10 protein-coding genes are annotated in these 16755 nt (G+C 62.9%); 5 read left to right on the forward strand and 5 right to left on the reverse strand.

The window, feature by feature from the left end; translation table 11 throughout:
- Positions 1 to 121: 121 nt before the first annotated feature.
- The 3 genes from FHW84_RS00040 to FHW84_RS00050 all read right to left on the reverse strand — a co-directional run bounded on the left by FHW84_RS00040 (position 122) and on the right by FHW84_RS00050 (position 3156).
- Positions 122 to 754: a C40 family peptidase gene (locus FHW84_RS00040; protein WP_167252093.1), complete on the reverse strand. Its 633-nt coding sequence runs from the start codon at positions 752 to 754 to the stop codon at positions 122 to 124.
- 285 nt (positions 755 to 1039) lie between these two features.
- Positions 1040 to 1735 (reverse strand): YggS family pyridoxal phosphate-dependent enzyme, encoded by a 696-nt coding sequence (locus FHW84_RS00045; RefSeq protein WP_167252094.1) that lies wholly within the window; start codon positions 1733 to 1735, stop codon positions 1040 to 1042.
- On the reverse strand, positions 1732 to 3156 hold the full coding sequence (locus FHW84_RS00050; protein WP_167252095.1) for a M20 family metallopeptidase: 1425 nt from the start codon (positions 3154 to 3156) through the stop codon (positions 1732 to 1734). Before FHW84_RS00050 ends, FHW84_RS00045 begins: the two co-directional genes overlap by 4 nt.
- 222 nt (positions 3157 to 3378) lie before the next feature.
- Between FHW84_RS00050 and FHW84_RS00055 the strand changes: the two genes are divergently transcribed.
- From FHW84_RS00055 to FHW84_RS00075, 5 genes are all read left to right on the forward strand, one after another.
- The gene (locus FHW84_RS00055; RefSeq protein WP_167252096.1) at positions 3379 to 3705 is read left to right on the forward strand and encodes a helix-hairpin-helix domain-containing protein; all 327 of its coding nucleotides are present in this window, start codon (positions 3379 to 3381) and stop codon (positions 3703 to 3705) included.
- A gap of 168 nt (positions 3706 to 3873) precedes the next feature.
- Positions 3874 to 4347 carry an SET domain-containing protein gene (locus tag FHW84_RS00060; protein WP_167252097.1) on the forward strand — a complete coding sequence of 158 codons (474 nt, stop codon included), beginning with the start codon at positions 3874 to 3876 and terminating at the stop codon, positions 4345 to 4347.
- 7 nt (positions 4348 to 4354) lie between these two features.
- Positions 4355 to 4897 carry a GNAT family N-acetyltransferase gene (locus tag FHW84_RS00065; RefSeq protein ID WP_167252098.1) on the forward strand — a complete coding sequence of 181 codons (543 nt, stop codon included), beginning with the start codon at positions 4355 to 4357 and terminating at the stop codon, positions 4895 to 4897.
- 4 nt (positions 4898 to 4901) lie between these two features.
- Positions 4902 to 5459 (forward strand): HutD family protein, encoded by a 558-nt coding sequence (locus FHW84_RS00070; protein WP_167252099.1) that lies wholly within the window; start codon positions 4902 to 4904, stop codon positions 5457 to 5459.
- A gap of 684 nt (positions 5460 to 6143) precedes the next feature.
- Complete coding sequence (locus tag FHW84_RS00075; protein WP_343203536.1) at positions 6144 to 7775, forward strand: recombinase family protein; 1632 nt, start codon at positions 6144 to 6146, stop codon at positions 7773 to 7775.
- A gap of 139 nt (positions 7776 to 7914) precedes the next feature.
- Here the strand turns inward: FHW84_RS00075 and FHW84_RS00080 are convergent, their stop codons facing one another.
- The gene (locus FHW84_RS00080; protein WP_167252101.1) at positions 7915 to 8064 is read right to left on the reverse strand and encodes a hypothetical protein; all 150 of its coding nucleotides are present in this window, start codon (positions 8062 to 8064) and stop codon (positions 7915 to 7917) included.
- An 8-nt stretch (positions 8065 to 8072) separates the two neighbouring features.
- Positions 8073 to 16709: a glycoside hydrolase family 94 protein gene (locus FHW84_RS00085; RefSeq protein WP_167252102.1), complete on the reverse strand. Its 8637-nt coding sequence runs from the start codon at positions 16707 to 16709 to the stop codon at positions 8073 to 8075.
- Positions 16710 to 16755 lie beyond the last annotated feature (46 nt).

Here is a 16755-nt window from a genome sequence, read left to right on the forward strand (position 1 = left end):
CCAAATCGCGACAACCGCCCCTAGTCGCTACTGGATCCCGACCTACACCGGGATGACGAATACAGCACAAATAAAAAAGGCCGCCCTGCAGGCGGCCTCAAACTGCCGAAAGCGCTAACGCTCAACCGTTCTGCGCCATGCCCTCAGGCCGCTTGGCGCCAGCGAACCGCTTAGCCCAATAACTCTCATCGAGACTATCGACCCGCACCGTCTTCCCCCGCGAAGGCGAATGAATAAACTGCCCATTGGCAATATAAATGCCCACATGCGAAATGCGCCCACCACCCCGGCGCCCGCCGGCAGTGCGGAAAAACACCAGATCGCCAGGCTGCATCTCGGTACGGTTGACCTTCAGCCCCGCAAGAAACTGCCCCGCCGAATTGGTCGGCAGATCCAACCCCACCGCATGCGAAAACACGTAACGGACAAAGCCGCTGCAATCGAAGCCGGTCGACGGATCGTGCCCGCCGCGCACATAGCGGATATCCCGCAGCTGCATCGCCAGATCGATCAGCGTCTTGCGCAGATCGTCCGCATTGCTGGCCTGCTCCTCGATCGCCGGAGCGGCCGGCAGAGCCGACTGGGAAAGGGCCTGGGCCGGAGCGAGCGCGGCGAACTGGCTCATCAGCGGCGGAGTGATGGTGGCGACAGCAGGGGCGGCCTTGGCCTGTCCGCTGGGGCTGGCGAGCACGGGACCGGAGACGAGCGCGGCGGCGGCCAGCACGGAGAGGACGGTCAATCGCTTGATTGGCATGCGGGAAAAATCCCCTTGCTGTTCACGGGATTGGCCGTCGGATGTGTCGACGACCGTGACGAAGCCGTGAACTTAGCAAAGCGATATAGGCCGTATGTTCGATCCGGGTTAACTAAACCCCGCGGTTTCGAAAAGCTGAAGGGATCAGCAACGTCCGGCATCCCCATGAAAGCAGTGGGAAATCACTGCAAGCACCTGGCCTGGCTAGGAAAATTTCCTAGAAATAACCGTGGCGGAAGTGTGACGGAGGTCCGTAACAGGTCTGCAAGGTAGCTGAAGCGCAATTCAGCCGCGGCGGCCGAAAATCGCCGTCCCGATACGCAGTTCCGTAGCACCCTCGGCCACCGCCAGCGGGAAATCCCCGCTCATGCCCATGGACAGCCGCGGCAGTGCGTGGCCCTCCCCCGCCATGCGGTCGCGCAGCTCGCGCAGCAGGCGGAAGCAGGCGCGCACGGGAGCGGGGTCGCCGGACTGCACGGCCATGGTCATCAGGCCGCGCACGCGCAGGGTGTCCAGGCCGCGCAAGCGGGCCAGGAAGGCCGGCAGCTCCGCCGGATCCAGCCCCTGCTTGCTCTCTTCCGGGGAGGTCTTCACCTGCACCAGCACGTCGATGGCGCGGCCTTCGGCCTGCAGGCGGCGGTCCAGCGCCTCGGCCAGCTCCCAGCGGTCCAGCGACTGCACTTCGGCGGCGAGCCGGGCCACGTCCTTGGCCTTGTTGGTCTGCAGGTGGCCGATCACCACCCAGTCGATGGCGCAGTCGGCCAGCGGGCCGGCCTTCTCGCGGATCTCCTGCACCTTGTTCTCGCCGAAGCGATGCAGCCCCAAGGCGGTGGCGGCGCGGATGGCGTCCGCGCCGAAGGTCTTGCTCACCGGCAGCACGTCCACCTCGGCCGGCGCGCGGCCCGCCTCGCGGCAGGCCGCGTCGACGCGCTCGCGCACGGCGGCCCAGTGGGCCGCGAGATAGCCGTAGTCGTCGCTCAAGCCTTGCCGCCCTGCGCGTAGTGGCCCGCCACCACCTCGGCCACCACCATCGTCACCTTCTTGCCGGTGGGGATGTGCAGGAATTCGTTCGGGCCGTGCGCATTGGAATGCGGGCCGAGCACGCCGGTGATCAGGAACTGCGCCTGGGGGAATTTCTCGCCGAGCATGCCCATGAAGGGAATGCTGCCGCCTTCGCCCATGTAGGCCGCCGGCGCACCGAAATGGTTCTGCGAAGCCTGCGCGACGGTCTGCTCCAGCCACGGCGACAGCTGCGGCGCATGCCAGCCGCCGCCGTCCTTCTCCAGCTTGAAGCTGACCCTGGCGCCGTAGGGCGGATCCTTCTCCAGCAGCTGCTTGACGAACTGCCCGGCCTGGCTGCCGTTGAGCGTGGGCGGCAGGCGCAGGCTGAGCTTCACCGAGGTCTTCGGGCGCAGCACGTTGCCGGCGCTTTCCAGCGGCGGCAGGCCGTCCGCGCCGGTCACCGCCAGCTGCGGGCGCCAGGTGCGGTTGAGCACCAGCTCGGTGAGGTCGTCGGTGACCGGATGCATGCCTTCGACGAAGGGAAACTTCTCGTAGATGGCCTTGCCCAGCACGTGCGAGGCCTGCTTCGCCTGCTCGATGCGCTGCGCGGGAATCTCCACGTACAGTTCCTTCGGCTTGACCGTGCCGGTCCGCGGGTCCTCCAGGCGCGTCAGCAGCTCGCGCAGGATGCGGAAGCTCGACGGCACCACGCCGGAGGCGTCGCCGGAATGCACGCCTTCCTCCAGCACCTGCACGCTCAGCTCGCCGCCGGTCATGCCGCGCAGCGAGGTGGTCAGCCACAGCTGGTCGTAGTTGCCGCAGCCCGAATCCAGGCACACCACCAGCGAGGGGCTGCCGATGCGCGTGGCCAGGTGGTCCACGTAGTACGGCAGGTCGTAGCTGCCCGATTCCTCGCACGCTTCGATCAGCACCACGCAGCGCGCGTGCGGGATGCCCTGCTCGCGCAGCGCCAGCAGCGCGGCCAGCGAGCCGAAGATGGCGTAGCCGTCGTCGGCGCCGCCGCGGCCATAGAGCTTGTCGCCCTTGAGCACCGGCGTCCACGGACCCAGGCCCTCGGCCCAGCCGGTCATTTCCGGCTGCTTGTCGAGATGGCCGTAGAGCATCACGGTGTCGTCGCCCTGGCCGGGCACGTCGATGTAGATCAGCGGCGTGCGGCCCTCCAGGCGCACCACTTCCAGCGTGGCGCCGGGCAGCGACGGCAGCTTGGTGCGCGCCCAGGTCTCCATCAGCTTGACCGCCGCATCCATGTAGCCGTGTTCCACCCACTTGGGATCGAACATCGGCGACTTGTTGGGAATGCGGATGTAGTCCATCAGCTGCGGCACGATCTCGTCATCCCACAGGCCGCTGACGAAATGCGAAAGACGGGCGGTATCCATGGGCGAGCTCCGGCGATGGGGAAAGCGCCGATTGTATCAGCGCAGGCCGAAACGCCGCCGACAGCGCGTAGGCGCGCACCCACGCCACGCGGCGATGCAGGCGCACCGCAGCGCGATGGGAGCGCCGACTGCGGCGCCTTCGCGCCGGCGGCATCGTGGCTGGGCGGCGCACGGACGCCGCGCTGTCCCATCGCTGAAGCCCATCACTGAAGGAGCATCCCCATGCTGCGCAAGCTCGCTACTTTCATGTCCGGCCTGGCCGTGTGCCTGTCGCTGCACGCCGCCACGCCGGTCAACGTCAACACCGCCGACGCCGCCACTATCGCCAAGGCGCTCGACGGCATCGGCCCGGCCAAGGCCGCCGCCATCGTGGCCTGGCGCGAGGAACACGGCCCGTTCAAGACCGTGGACGAAGTCGGCCAGGTCAAGGGCGTGGGCGCCAGCACGCTGGACCGCAACCGTGCCGCCATCCTGATCACCGAGGAAGGCGCCAAGCCCGAATCCGGCGCCACCAAGGCCAGACCCAAGGCCAAAAAGGACGAGGACTGAGCTCCAGTCCGCTCGCCGGCCCGCGCCGGCGCGGCCCTGGCAGGTCGCGCCGGTTGCGCCTACACTCCGCGTTCACGACCGCCCGGTCACCGCCTTCACGACCCAGGCCGGAGCCGTCACAGGGGCCATGTACCTGATTCAGCAGCACAAACATTTGCGTTCCACGCCATGATCCTGCCACGTTACCGCATCGCCGCCTCGGGTATCGGAGGCGCCGGCAAGGGGCTGTTCCTGGAGGAAGACGTCGCCGCCGGTCGCATCGTGACCGCGCCGGATGCGATCGACCGCACCTGGAGCCTCGCGCAGATCACCGCCTCGCCCGAGCTGCAGGTGCAGCTCTATGCGGCTGCGCGCTGGTTCGAGGACCGCTACACGCTGTCCCCCGACTGGCCCGACGAGTGCTACATCAACCACAGCTTCGAGCCCAGCGGGCTGTGGCACCTCGGTTTCGTGTTCGCCGCGCGCGACCTGCCCACGGGCACCGAGATCACCGTGGATTACCGCCACCTGCTCGCACCCGGGCAGGAAGAAGATTTCATCGATTCGGCCACCGGCGAGAAAATCATCGGCCTGTCCTGGGCCGACAGTCTCGCCACCAGTACCCGTGCCCTCGCCAGCCTGCTGGCCGGCGCCGCCATCTGACACTGCAATGTTCGACATACCCACCCTCGAAACCGCGCGCCTGCGCCTCACCGCTCTCTCCGCCAGCCATTTCGACGACTACGCCGCGATGCTCGCCGACCCCACCAGCACGCGCTGGGTCGGCGACGGCGAGCCGCTGGACCGCGGCCATGCCTGGCGTTCGCTGGCGATGCTGCTGGGCCATTGGCAGTTGCGCGGCTACGGCATGTGGGCGCTGGAACTGAAGGACAGCGGCGTCTTCGCCGGCCGCGCGGGATTGATGTATCCGGAAGGCTGGCCCGATATCGAACTGGGCTGGATGCTGAAGTCCGAGTACCGCCACCATGGCTACGCCACCGAAGCCTGCCAGGCCATCCTCGATTTCGCCTGGAACCAGCTGCGCGCGCAGCGCGTGATCAGCCTGGTGCGCGTGGGCAACGAAGCTTCCGACCGCCTGGCCGAGCGCCTCGGCGGCGAGCACATCGAAGACATGGATTTCTGCGGCAGCTACAACCACGTGTTCGCGTACTACCCGCCGTACCGCGAATCGCGCCGCGCGGCCTACGCCTGAGCGCATGAGCGCCTTCCACCGCGTGCCAGCGGAAAGCCTGCGCGCGGAGCCCTGGGCCAACGGCGCCGGCACCACCATGGTGCTGGCCAGCGGTCCGGATTCTTCTGCATGGCAGTGGCGCCTGAGCATCGCGCAGATCGACCGCGATACCGATTTTTCCGCACTGCCCGGCGTGCGCCGCCAGTTCACCGCGCTCGACGCTTCGCTCGCGCTGCGCTTCGCGGACAGCGAACGACATGCATTGCGCCTGGCCGTGATCCGCTTCGACGGCGCCGACGCCCCGCACGCGCGGCTCACCGACGGCCCCACCCGCGCCTTCAACCTGATGCTGCGCGATGGCGCGGAAGGCGAACTGATCGCACGTCCCTTGAACGGCGCCATGCTGCTGCCACCGTCGGCCGGCGCGCACTGGTTCCTCTATCTGCTCGCCGGACACGCCGAACTGCGCAGCGGCGGCGAAAACCTGGCGATGACGCAGGGCGAATCGGTGTGGATCGAAGCGGCGGGCACGCTGCGCATCGAAGGCGGCGGCGAAGTGGTGCTGGCGCGCATCGAGCCCTGAGCACGCCGCGGCATCGCATCGCCGATTCTGCCGGACACAAAGACACCGCACGCACGGATCGCCGAATGCCACTCGTCAAATAGGGGCATTCGTAATCTCCCGCACTTGCTTGACGCGTCATGCGGGTGGCGCCGGGGATATGTGGCGGTGGCGCCATGGAGCGAAAAGCATCGGCGCTTCGGGCAGACAGGGATGGCTATATCCGGAATGTCGCTGGCTTGCTTGCGACGTTGTTTGCGCTTGGGATCAATGTGGGTGGGGCTGGATCTGCTGACTGCAGTATCGAGCGATATCGCTAGAGCGGCCCCTCACCCCAACCCTCTCCCCGGAGGGGAGAGGGGGATGCAGGGCGCGGCGAAAATCGAGCGCAGAGCTCGCGGCGCAGCCGCGGCGTTCCGCTGGCGCGCTTTTGACGTTGCTCTTGATCTACCGGGTCCCCTTGGCGCCGGCGGTGAGGGCTGGACGAAAAGGCCCCCGCAAGGGGGGCGAGGACAGGAGTCCTCGCCTTTTTGATCAGGGCATGGATGCCCTGTCAAAAAGCCCGGCCAGCCCTCACGTACCCTCAGCAGCTGCGCTGCTGAGGGCGCCAAGCAGGGTGCCCTTTCTTCTTGGTTACTTCTTCTTTGGGCAACCAAATGATATCCAATATAGACTTCATAACTTGCTCAAGGATCGATGCTTCACGTGGACGCAAACATCAAGGTTTATAGCTATTTACGCTTCAGTGACGCTCGACAGTCCACCGGCAGTAGTGCCGATCGCCAGACCGAGTATGCGGCCAACTGGGCCAAGCGCCAGCAGCTACAGCTCGATGATTCGCTCTCCCTCCGCGACGAAGGATTGAGCGCCTACCACCAGCGTCATGTAAAGCAAGGCGCCTTGGGCACCTTCCTCCGTGCCGTGGACGAGGGCCGCATTGGCGCCGGGTCCGTGCTGGTCGTGGAGGGCCTGGATCGCTTGAGCCGTGCCGAACCGCTCCAGGCCCAGGCACAGCTCGCCCAGATCATCAATGCCGGTATCACGGTGGTGACCGCCAGCGATGACCGGGAATACAACCGGGAGGGACTCAAAGCCAACCCCATGGAGCTGGTCTACAGCCTGCTGGTGATGATCCGGGCGTATGAGGAAAGCGATACCAAGAGCAAGCGGGTCAAGGCGGCCATTCGTCGTCAGTGCGAGCAGTGGGTGGCCGGCGCCTATCGCGGTCGCATCCGCAATGGCCAGGATCCCCAATGGCTCACCTGGCAGTCGGGTAGCTGGCAGCTCATCCCGGAACGGGTCGACGCTGTCCGGATGGCCATCGACTTGTTCCGGGCCGGGCATGGGGCGGTGGCCATTGTCGATCGTCTCAATGCTGCGGGACTCTCCGTCTCGGACAAAGGGACCCGGGCGACGCACCTGTATAAGGTGTTTCGCCTACCCGCCCTGCGAGGTACGAAGACCCTGTCGGTCGATGGCGTCGAGTACGCGCTGTCCGACTACTACCCAGCCATCCTGAGTCCGGAAGCCTTCGACGAACTGCAAGGCCAGATCCGGCAGCCTGGTCGGCGCAAGGGTAAAGGCGAACTGCCGGGCATCATTACTGGGCTACGCCTCACCCAGTGCGGGTATTGCGGGTCGGCCATGGTGGCCCAGAACCTCATGAGCCGGAAAAAGGACGACGACGGCCGGGTCCATGACACCTATCGCCGCCTGTCTTGCGGCTCCGGGCAGGCTTATCGTCGTTGTTCGGTGGGTGGCAGCACGAGCATCGCACCGATCGAACGGGCGCTGCTGGAGTTCTGTTCGGACCAGATCAACCTGGATGCCCTATTGGATCGCGGCTCCGTCGATCCGCCAGCTCGTCAGAAGCTCACCGCCGCCAAAGCACGCGTCGCCGACATGGAGACGCAACTCAAGCGCTTGACCGATGCTTTGATGCAGGATGACGGTGCAGCGCCGGCGATCATCCTTCGCAAGGTCCGCGAACTGGAGGATGAAGGGGAGCGCCTGCGGCAGGAGATGGCCGAGGCCGACGCGGAATGGGCGGCTGTGTCTCGAAAGGCACCGACGACCGCCGATGCTTGGCGTGAACTGGTGATCGGCGTGAAGAGCCAGGATTACGATGCACGGCTGAAAGCACGGCAACTCGTGGCCGATACCTTTGCTCGCATCGTGGTGTATCGCGTGGGTGTCGAGCCCGGCGAGGCTGCCAACTCTGCGCTAGACCTGGTCCTCATACCGCATGGCGGTCACCCTCGTGCGCTAAGCATTCACCGCAAGACAGGGCAATGGCTGGGCGCGGAAGAGGTAAGTACCCAAGCGTTAGGCTACTGATCTGCATAGTCGCTACGTCACGAAACGCAGTCGACTCGAAGTCAGGTGCACGTGTAGATGGTCACCGTGGGTATCATGATCCTCATCAGTAAGGCGGCCATTGTCATGATCAGCGGTCGCCTTGCCGTGCCAGTGAACATCAATAATAAGCCATGCCATCTTCAGCAGCTGCTTTCGGTCCGCTGATCACAGAAACCCGGCCCTCGCGATCAACTTCATCAGTGCACGCAGGCGGAAAGCCGAATACGTCCGGCCCATCTGCCCAGGCATCTATGGAGACGATCGACATGACGGTTTTTAGCGAAATACCGCGGCAACGCTAGTCCTATGGGGGGGCTTCGGCGTGAATCGGCGCCGAAACTCAATCCTATGCTCCTTGCCGTCATCCACCAGCGTGATTCCCTGCCCAGCTTGCGCCTTGCCGTCGAGACTGACTTGATCGCCCGGCTCAAGGCTCTCTTCTTGCAGGATGGCAATGTGATAGTCCGTTTCGCGAAACCGGTAGTCCATCGTGAATGAGCGCCACACCGCAGGCAGAACGGGCCTGATGTGCAGGCGCTCACCCTCCAGTTGCAAGCCAAGCAGCGACTCCACGATGAGCCGGTACATCCAGCCAGCCGATCCGGTGTACCAGCTCCAGCCTCCGCGTCCGGTGTGCGGAGCTACGCCATAGACGTCGGCGGCTACCACGTAGGGCTCGATCTTATAGATATCTACGGCCTCGGCCGTCAGGCAGTGGTTGACCGGATTGATCATCCGCAGCAGCTCCCATGCACGCTCGCTGTCACCCAGCTTGGCAAATGCCATCGTTGCCCAGATCGCTGCGTGGGTGTACTGACCTCCGTTTTCCCGAACGCCGGGCACATAGCCCTTGATATAGCCCGGATCAAGCGCGGACTTATCGAATGGAGGCTCCAGCAGCTGCACCAGTCCAATATCCCGCCGCACCAGGTGCCGATCCAGTGAATCCATCGCTTGGTGCTGACGTTCCGCGTTGCCCGCCCCTGACAGCACCGACCAGCTTTGCGCAATGGAATCGATCTGGCACTCCTCATTGGTGGCCGCCCCCAAAGGGGTGCCATCGTCGAAGTACGCGCGCAGGTACCAGGCGCCATCCCAACCATCCCGCTCGATGTTGTCGCGCAGCGTGGCCGCCTCGGCCTCGCAGCGCTCCGCGAATGCCTCGTCGGCGTGCAGGCGCGCCACAGGCGCGAACTGCATGAGCACGTCGTAGAGGAAGAAGCCCAGCCAGACACTCTCGCCATCGCCATGCTCACCAACACGATTCATTCCATCGTTCCAGTCTCCGCTACCCATGAGTGGAAGTCCGTGACTACCACGAGGCATGCTGCGTTCGATGGCGCGCACGCAATGCTGATAGAGCGTCTCTTGCAGGCCCGAACGCGCCGGCAGATCGTAATAGGACTCTTCGTCGAGTCCGACCTGGCGCCCCTCCAGGTAACCCACCATTTCATCGAGCACACCGTAGTCGCCCGTGGCGACCACATGGCGGCAGGTCGCCAGCGGGAGCCATAGATAATCGTCCGAGCAGCGCGTGCGTACGCCATGATCCAGTGGCGGGTGCCACCAATGCTGGACGTCGCCTTCGACGAACTGATGCGAGGCACACAGCAGAAGATGTTGGCGCGAGCTATACGGCGAGGCATGAGTCATCGCCATGGAGTCCTGCAGCTGATCGCGGAATCCGTAGGCTCCGCCCGACTGGTAGTAGCCGCTGCGCGCCAGGAAGCGGCAGGCAATGACTTGATACATCAGCCACCCATTGGCAAGAACATTGATCGCCGGGTCCGGCGTCTGCACTTGCACCTTCCCAAGCGTCCAGCGCCAGTGCATGCGTATGGCCTCCAGGGTATTGGCGGCGGTGCCACGGCCACGGAACCTTTGCACCATAGTGCTTGCCGCCTTGGCGTCACTGGCCACGCCAAGGCGGAAAATGATTTCGTGTTCATCGCCATCGTCCAGGTCGAAGCCGAGCTGGATGGCGCCACAAGGGTCCAGTCCTGCTCCCACCCTCCCCGACAAACGCGCCTGCGACATGGCCGCTGGAGCCCGCAAGCTGTTATTGCGCCCAAGGAACTCGCTGCGGTCGCAACTGACCGTGCGGGCGGGGTTGTCGACATCGAAGAAGGCCACCCTTCCCGGGAAGTCCGAGCTGTAGGCATTGCGGGCAAACAATGCTCCGGTCGCCGGATCCGACTCGGTCACTACATGCATGGCCGTTTTGCTGCGCAGCTCACCCAGCACCCACTCGACATAGCCCGTGGCGGAAAGGCGGCGCGTGCGTCCGGATACGTTGTGCACCTTGAGCACCGATAGTTTCACCGCCGAATCCGGCGAAACGTAAACCCAAAGTTCGGTGCGAAGGCCTTCCTCCGTGTGTTCAAATACCGAGTAGCCGAAGCCGTGGCGTGTCACATAGAGCCCTTTGCCGCGACATGGCAGCGGTGTAGGCGACCAGTAGTGTCCGGTTTCCTCATCGCGCAGGTATATCGCCTCACCACAGCTGTCGGTCACCGGGTCGTTCAGCCATGGGGTAAGTCGGAACTCATGCGCATTCTCGGCCCAGGTATAGGCGCTTCCGCTTTCGGAGACCACGGTACCGAACTGTGCGTTTGCCAGCACGTTGACCCAGGGCGCGGGCGTCGTCTCTCCTGCCTCGAGCGCGATGACGTACTCGGTGCCATCCGCGCTGAAGCCGCCATAGCGATTGCTCAGCAAAAGCGGGGCGGCCGACTGTTCTGTTACGACGCTGTCGAAGTTCTCGGCGAATGCAAGTCGGCCCGCCGTTGGAGTGAACGGCATCGGTGAGGACCTCACCCGCCGTCGATTGACTTGCTCGACCAGTGAGCCGCGGTTGTCGTCGATGATCAGGCGCGCGACGGCCTGCACCAGAATACGGTCCTCTTGGGAAATCTGCTGCGCGGGTCGTACGAAGATGCCGCCGGGTCGATCCAGCAGGCTCGCCTCAACGCCGGACGCGATCAGGCCCATGATCATGTCCTGCAGTTGCTGTCGATAGCCGGCACGATCCTCATTCCATATCACCAGGTCAACTGCCAGCCCCTTCAATCGCCAGTAGGCGTGAGCCTGCACCAGCTGACGTACCAGATCGATATTGGCCAGCTCCGCGATGTGCAACAGCACAATGGGCAAGTCGCCAGAAATAGCTTGTGCCCATAGCCCCGATTGGCCGCGCCGATTCGCCATAAGAATCCTGGCGTCGGCGCGCATCGACGCATTTGCGTAAATAATGGACGCAGCCATGCGTTCGTACAGTTGCGCGTCCGTCAAGCGTGCATTCAATTGGCTCAGCAGTACCTGGCTGTGTGTCCACGCCAGGTCGAACACGCGATCGGCCAGGTGGCGATCGCGATACTTCGCCAAGAGATGCATGCACGCATCGCGGCTATCATCGATACCGGTCACCAGATCGACCACGGCCGACTGCTCGGCTTGCAGCGTGATCCGGCAGCGGATGGCAACGATCGGGTCGAGCACCGAACCTTCGCTATTCGAAAGGCGGCGATAGGCATCGGCGCTATCCATGACTTGAGGTGACGCGGCGCTGCGGCCTCGGCCAATAAATCGGGCGCGATCGGTGTCGTAAGAGATTTCGTCGATATGGGCATCATGCACGGCCAGCAGATGGCACAACCATGGCGACGTCTCCTGACTGGAGCGAGCGCGCCGGGTGCATACGATGGCCTGCAATGAGCGCACCAATTCGGTTTGCACGAACAAATTGCTGAAAGCCGGATGTACCGCATCGGCCGTCGGTGGCGCCAGCACCACCTCAGCATAGCTGGTGATTTCGATGACCCTCTCCGTGCGTCCGCGATTGGTGATGCGGAGACGACGAAGTTCGATGTCGTCTTCGGGCGACACCACGATTTCGGTATGAGCGACGAAATCACGTTCGCGCACGCGAAACTCAGCGCGCGCCTCGGAGAAGATCGCTTCGTAGAACTCGGGCTTCTTCAGGGTCGGCTGGTAAGCGCAAGACCAGAAGTCACCGCTGGCGACATCGCGCAGATAGCAGAACGTGCCCCAGTTGTCAGAACTAATGTCCTCGCGCCATCGAGTCACCGCCATATCGCGGTAACGGCTGTATCCGCCACCGGCACTGCTCACCATGACGTGGTAGCGTCCATTGGAAAGCAGCTGTACAGCGGGATCCGTACGATTTGGTTCGGTAAAAACACGCAACCGAGGCTCGGGCACCAGTGACGACGCTTCCAGTGAAGCAAGTCCTGTGGCGTGCTGATATTCCGTCGCTATTCGTGGCACTCGCTCCTGCAGCAATAGCAGCGTGGCCTGAAAACCTGGGTCCGCCTCGAAGCGCTTCTGCATCGGGCGTCGTCGCAATACGTAGTTGAAAGCCAGGAGATTCATGCCCTGGTGATGCGCCATGAAAGAATAGATAACGGCTGAACTCTGTCCGCGTGGCAGGCGCGAGGGGGTGTAGTCGACCGCCTCATAGAGACCGAAGCGTCCCTCCATGCCCTCGTCCGCGAGGCGTTGCAGATTTTCGCAAGCCGCTTCGGGTGCGACCATTAGTGCCAGGGCCGATGCATAGGGCGCAACGATCAGCTCCTCGCCCAGGCCGCGCTTGAGGCCAAGGCCCGGGACGCCAAAGGCCCGGTACTGATAGTTGTAATGGATATCGCGCGCGTTATACCCGCACTCGGAAACGCCCCAAGGGATATTCAGCTGACTACCGTACTCAATCTGCCGATTGACGGCAGTGCGGCAAGTCTGGTGCAGCAACGTGCCTTCATAGCTTGGCATCACCAGCAGTGGCATCAGGTACTCGAACATCGAGCCTGTCCATGACAGCAGCGCCGGCTCGCCTCCGACGCTCGTCAGCAAGCGCCCGAGCGTGAACCAGCTTTCCTGAGGCAGCTTCTGCTGGGATATCGCCACAAAATTCGTGAGTCTCGCCTCTGATGCCAGCAAGTCGTAGAAGCCCGTATCGAGCCGACGCTCGTCCACGTTGTAACCGATGGAAAGCAGGTGGCGATGGGAGTCATAGAGAAGCCCGTAATCCATCTCGGCCCGCTCGGCGGCCTGCTGAGCCAGCCGGGTGAGCGCAAGGACCAGCTCTATGGCCCGTCGCTTCGCTACGACGGCCGTCGCCTGTGCACGGACGGCTTGCTCTGCGTCGATTGGCATATTCGCCGCCTGTCGAAGCGTTGGAATGCCTTTCTTTCCGCCCCCTTCTCTCGCGTCGGACAATCCGGCAAACACGGCTAGGTAGTCCGAGGCGTCACGACATTGCAACAGCAGCAGTTGCAACCAGAAACCGACGTCATCGCCCACAACGCCACCCAGCCCGATCGCCACTTTCTCGACTCTGTCCAGCATTTTTTTCACGCTATCGGCTGCAGCTGGCAGCGTTACCGGTGGCGTGGTGATGGCAGCATCGAGTTCGGCCACGATGGTCAACAGCATATCTGTGTTCTCGGGCTGCTCCGTGGTCACCGCTTCGCGCAGAAGCTCCAGCGTGTCATGCAGGCCGTCGAACATGCGCTTGTCATATACCGGATCATCCGGCAGTGCGATCAGGCCGGAACGAAGGGTCAGCAAATGCCCTGCAAGATTGCCGCTATCTACCGCGGACACGTATCGAGGCCGCAAAGGTTCCAGCGATCGCGTGTCGTACCAGTTATAGAAGTGCCCCCGATACCTTTCCATCCCTTGCATGGTTTGCAGCGCCGCAGCGGTGCGATCCACCAGTCGTGCGGCGGTCAAGTAGCCAAGATCATACGCCGCAAGGTTTCCCAGGAGTGCCAGCCCCATATTGGTCGGCGATGTGCGGTGCGCAATCGCGATCTCTGGCTGCTCTTGCATGTTGTCAGGGGGAAGCCAGTTCTCCTGTGGCCCGACATGCACTTCAAAAAATGCCCAGGTTCTGCGCGACAGGCGGCGGAGCAAGCGCTGCTCGTCCGGCGAAGGGGTGAACACGTTGAAAAGAGGCGGCTTGCTTATCCACCATGCGACGACGGGCGAGGCGAGCCAAAGCAGCAAGAGCGGACCAGCAATCGCCAATGCATCCGGTCGCCGCCATCCGAGAATTACCAGGGTCGTGATGGCGACGAGCGGTCCGATCCACATCGATCTCAGCAGCGCCAATACGCCATTGGCGACGGCGCGGCCCGCTTCTCTTGATGGGTTCCATTGCAAGAGCCGCCGCCTACTGATGATGACGCGCCAAAGCGTGCGCAGTATCGCGTCCAGGCTATAGAGCGCCTCGTGCGGCAGCCATATCAAAGCCAACATAGCACGAACGAAGTGTTGGCCTATGGAGTACATGGTACCGTGCAGATGCCGGCCAAGCATGATCTCGGATGGCTTCCGGAGCAGGTCCAGCAGTGACGCGAGAATCGGCGGTACGAGCACGACAGCCAAGACTGCGAACGTCCACGATGTCACTCGCGACACGTTCATCCAGCCGATCAGAAGAAGCGCAATCAGTGACGGTGGAACCAGGCTTCGACGGAGGTTGTCGATGATCTTCCAGTGCGACAGTGCAGAGAGTGGGTTGCGTTCGCGGCGCTTGCCCCGCAAAGGAACCCACGGCAGAAGCCACGGCAGCAACTGCCAGTCGCCGCGTATCCAGCGACGACGACGCTTTACATCAGCGTCGTAGCGAGATGGATATTCCTCATAGAGCTGGATATCGCTGATAAGCCCGGAACGGGCATAGCAACCTTCGATCAGGTCGTGGCTCAGGATACTGTTGTCAGGAAAACGCCCGGCGATCGCCTGCTCGAAGGCGTCGACATCGTAAATACCTTTACCGATGAATGAACCTTCGTGAAAGAGATCCTGATAGACGTCCGATACTGTTCGAGTGTAAGGATCGACACCGGCTTCGCTACCAAAGATTCGCGCATAAGACGACCGCGTCGCGCTGGTCAGACTGATACCGACGCGCGGCTGCAAAATGGCGTAGCCGGATACGATGCGACGCTTGCGTGGATCATAGACAGCGCGATTGAGCGGGTGCGCCATCGCCCCGATGAATAGCCGGGCGGAATCTCTCGGAAGCTGCGTATCGGCGTCCAGCGTGATGACGTATTTGACCTCCCGCAGGATTTCCGTGCGCCCCACCACAAGCATGAATCGCTCTCGACCGATGCCACGCAGCAATGCGTTGAGCTCGGTCAGCTTGCCTCGCTTTCGTTCGAAACCCATCCATATCTTATCGGCCGCATTCCAGCAGCGTGGCCGGTGAAGCAGAAAAAACCGGTCCGCGGTTGCATTGGGATAGGCGGCATTGAGGCTATTGATACGTTGCTTGGCAAACAGCAGCAAGGCGGCGTCCTGTTCCAGCGTCTCGATTGGCGCATCCGTGAAATCCGTCAGCAGGCAGAAGTGAATATGTTCGTCGCGATTGGCGAGAAAACGCACTTCGATACTTTCAACTAGTTCGTCAATGTCTTGAAAGCTTGAGAACAATGAAGGAACGACCACCAACGTGCGAGCTTCTGCAGGCACGCCCTTGCTGAAATCCATGCGCGGCAACATCTCGGGAGGTAGAGCGATGGTCGCCAGCCAGTTCACCAGGCTGGTTGCCAGCTGGCTGGTCATCAACACTATGGGCACGGCGATCAGTGCGGCCAGCCAGCCGTGCAGGCCATTGCGCCCGATATCCAGCACCAACGGACGAGCAAGCAGGAGAGTTAGCAGCGCGATCAGGCCGAGATAGATCTCCAGCGGGGCCGCTAAGATGAGCCGCCGAAGCCTTTGCGCAAAGGGTGCTCGGACGAGCATGTTGCGCTCCAGGGTCACCGCCCCTTTGCCCACTAGATAGAAGCCGACGTGCGACTGCGCACCTCCTTGCTTAACTCCGCCACGGGCTAACTCGACGGCCGCTCGGGCGACCTCCGTTTCAGAGTGGCCACTGTACTTGGAAAAGGCTTCGACCACATGGCGATAGCGGTCGCGCGTATCGAAATCCATGGTGGAGTGGACACCAGCCGGGTCCTCGCGAAGGGTGTTCTCGACCGAACTGGTGCTCTCGACGAAATCGCGCCAATTCATGGCTGACAGCGTGCGAAGACTGCCGATACTGTTGCCGATGGATACTTGGTCCGCTGCTTGCTGCTGCGCCTCCAGTTGCACCAGATGTTCGACGCTCAGCCCGGACTCCGAAAGCCGTTGCTCGATCCATGTCAGTGGCAGCGCCAAGGCTGCGCCCTGCCCTTGCAGTCGCCGCGTCAGTTCTGCGACGAAGGAGCAGGCCATCGGCGGATCGGATCGCGCCATGTCTGCTACCGCGAGCACCACATTCTTGGGGTCGCGCTCGGCGATATCCGCCATTATGTTGGCCCACTCGTCTGCCAACTTGCGATCACGCCAGTGAGTCATGACGCGCATCGCTATGCGACGAAGATTGTCGATGAGGGCGAGCCGGAGCATGATTGGGATGGCCCATAGCTCGCCAAGCGTGAGGGGGGACACCGTTTGATAAGAGGCCACGAAGCGTCGCAGGCCTTCGCTATCCACCCTGCCGTCGGAATGACAGATCGTTTCCAGGGCAATGTCGTAGACCCGCGGAAGTCCTGCGGACGGCCCGCCGCGAAGATGCGTAAGTTCGTGGCTGTAGCCCTTCGGGAAGTGCTTCTGTGCAATGCGGATCTGCTCTTCGACCAGATAGAAATTATCGAGGAGCCATTCGCCCGCCGGCGTGATGCGCAGTCCGTCTTTCAGGGAGCGCGTGAGCATTTCATAGGCTCGCGAAAGGATGGCTTCGTTGTCGGCCAGACGCGCCAGCAAGGTATTGGCTTTGACGTGCTGGCTCGCGTGATGTCGACTTGCCAGATCCGCCCCGTACAGTTCCATCTGCTCCGCGCCATACAGCTCCGAACGCAACGTCGGCTCAAGCACGTGGCTGGCGCGGCGCGGCATGATCCGCTTGCGAAAGGCCGCCTTCAGGAGATGTAAGCTCCGCAAA

Origin of the sequence: Dyella sp. SG562 (assembly GCF_011759495.1) — a bacterium.
GTDB lineage: Bacteria > Pseudomonadota > Gammaproteobacteria > Xanthomonadales > Rhodanobacteraceae > Dyella_D > Dyella_D marensis.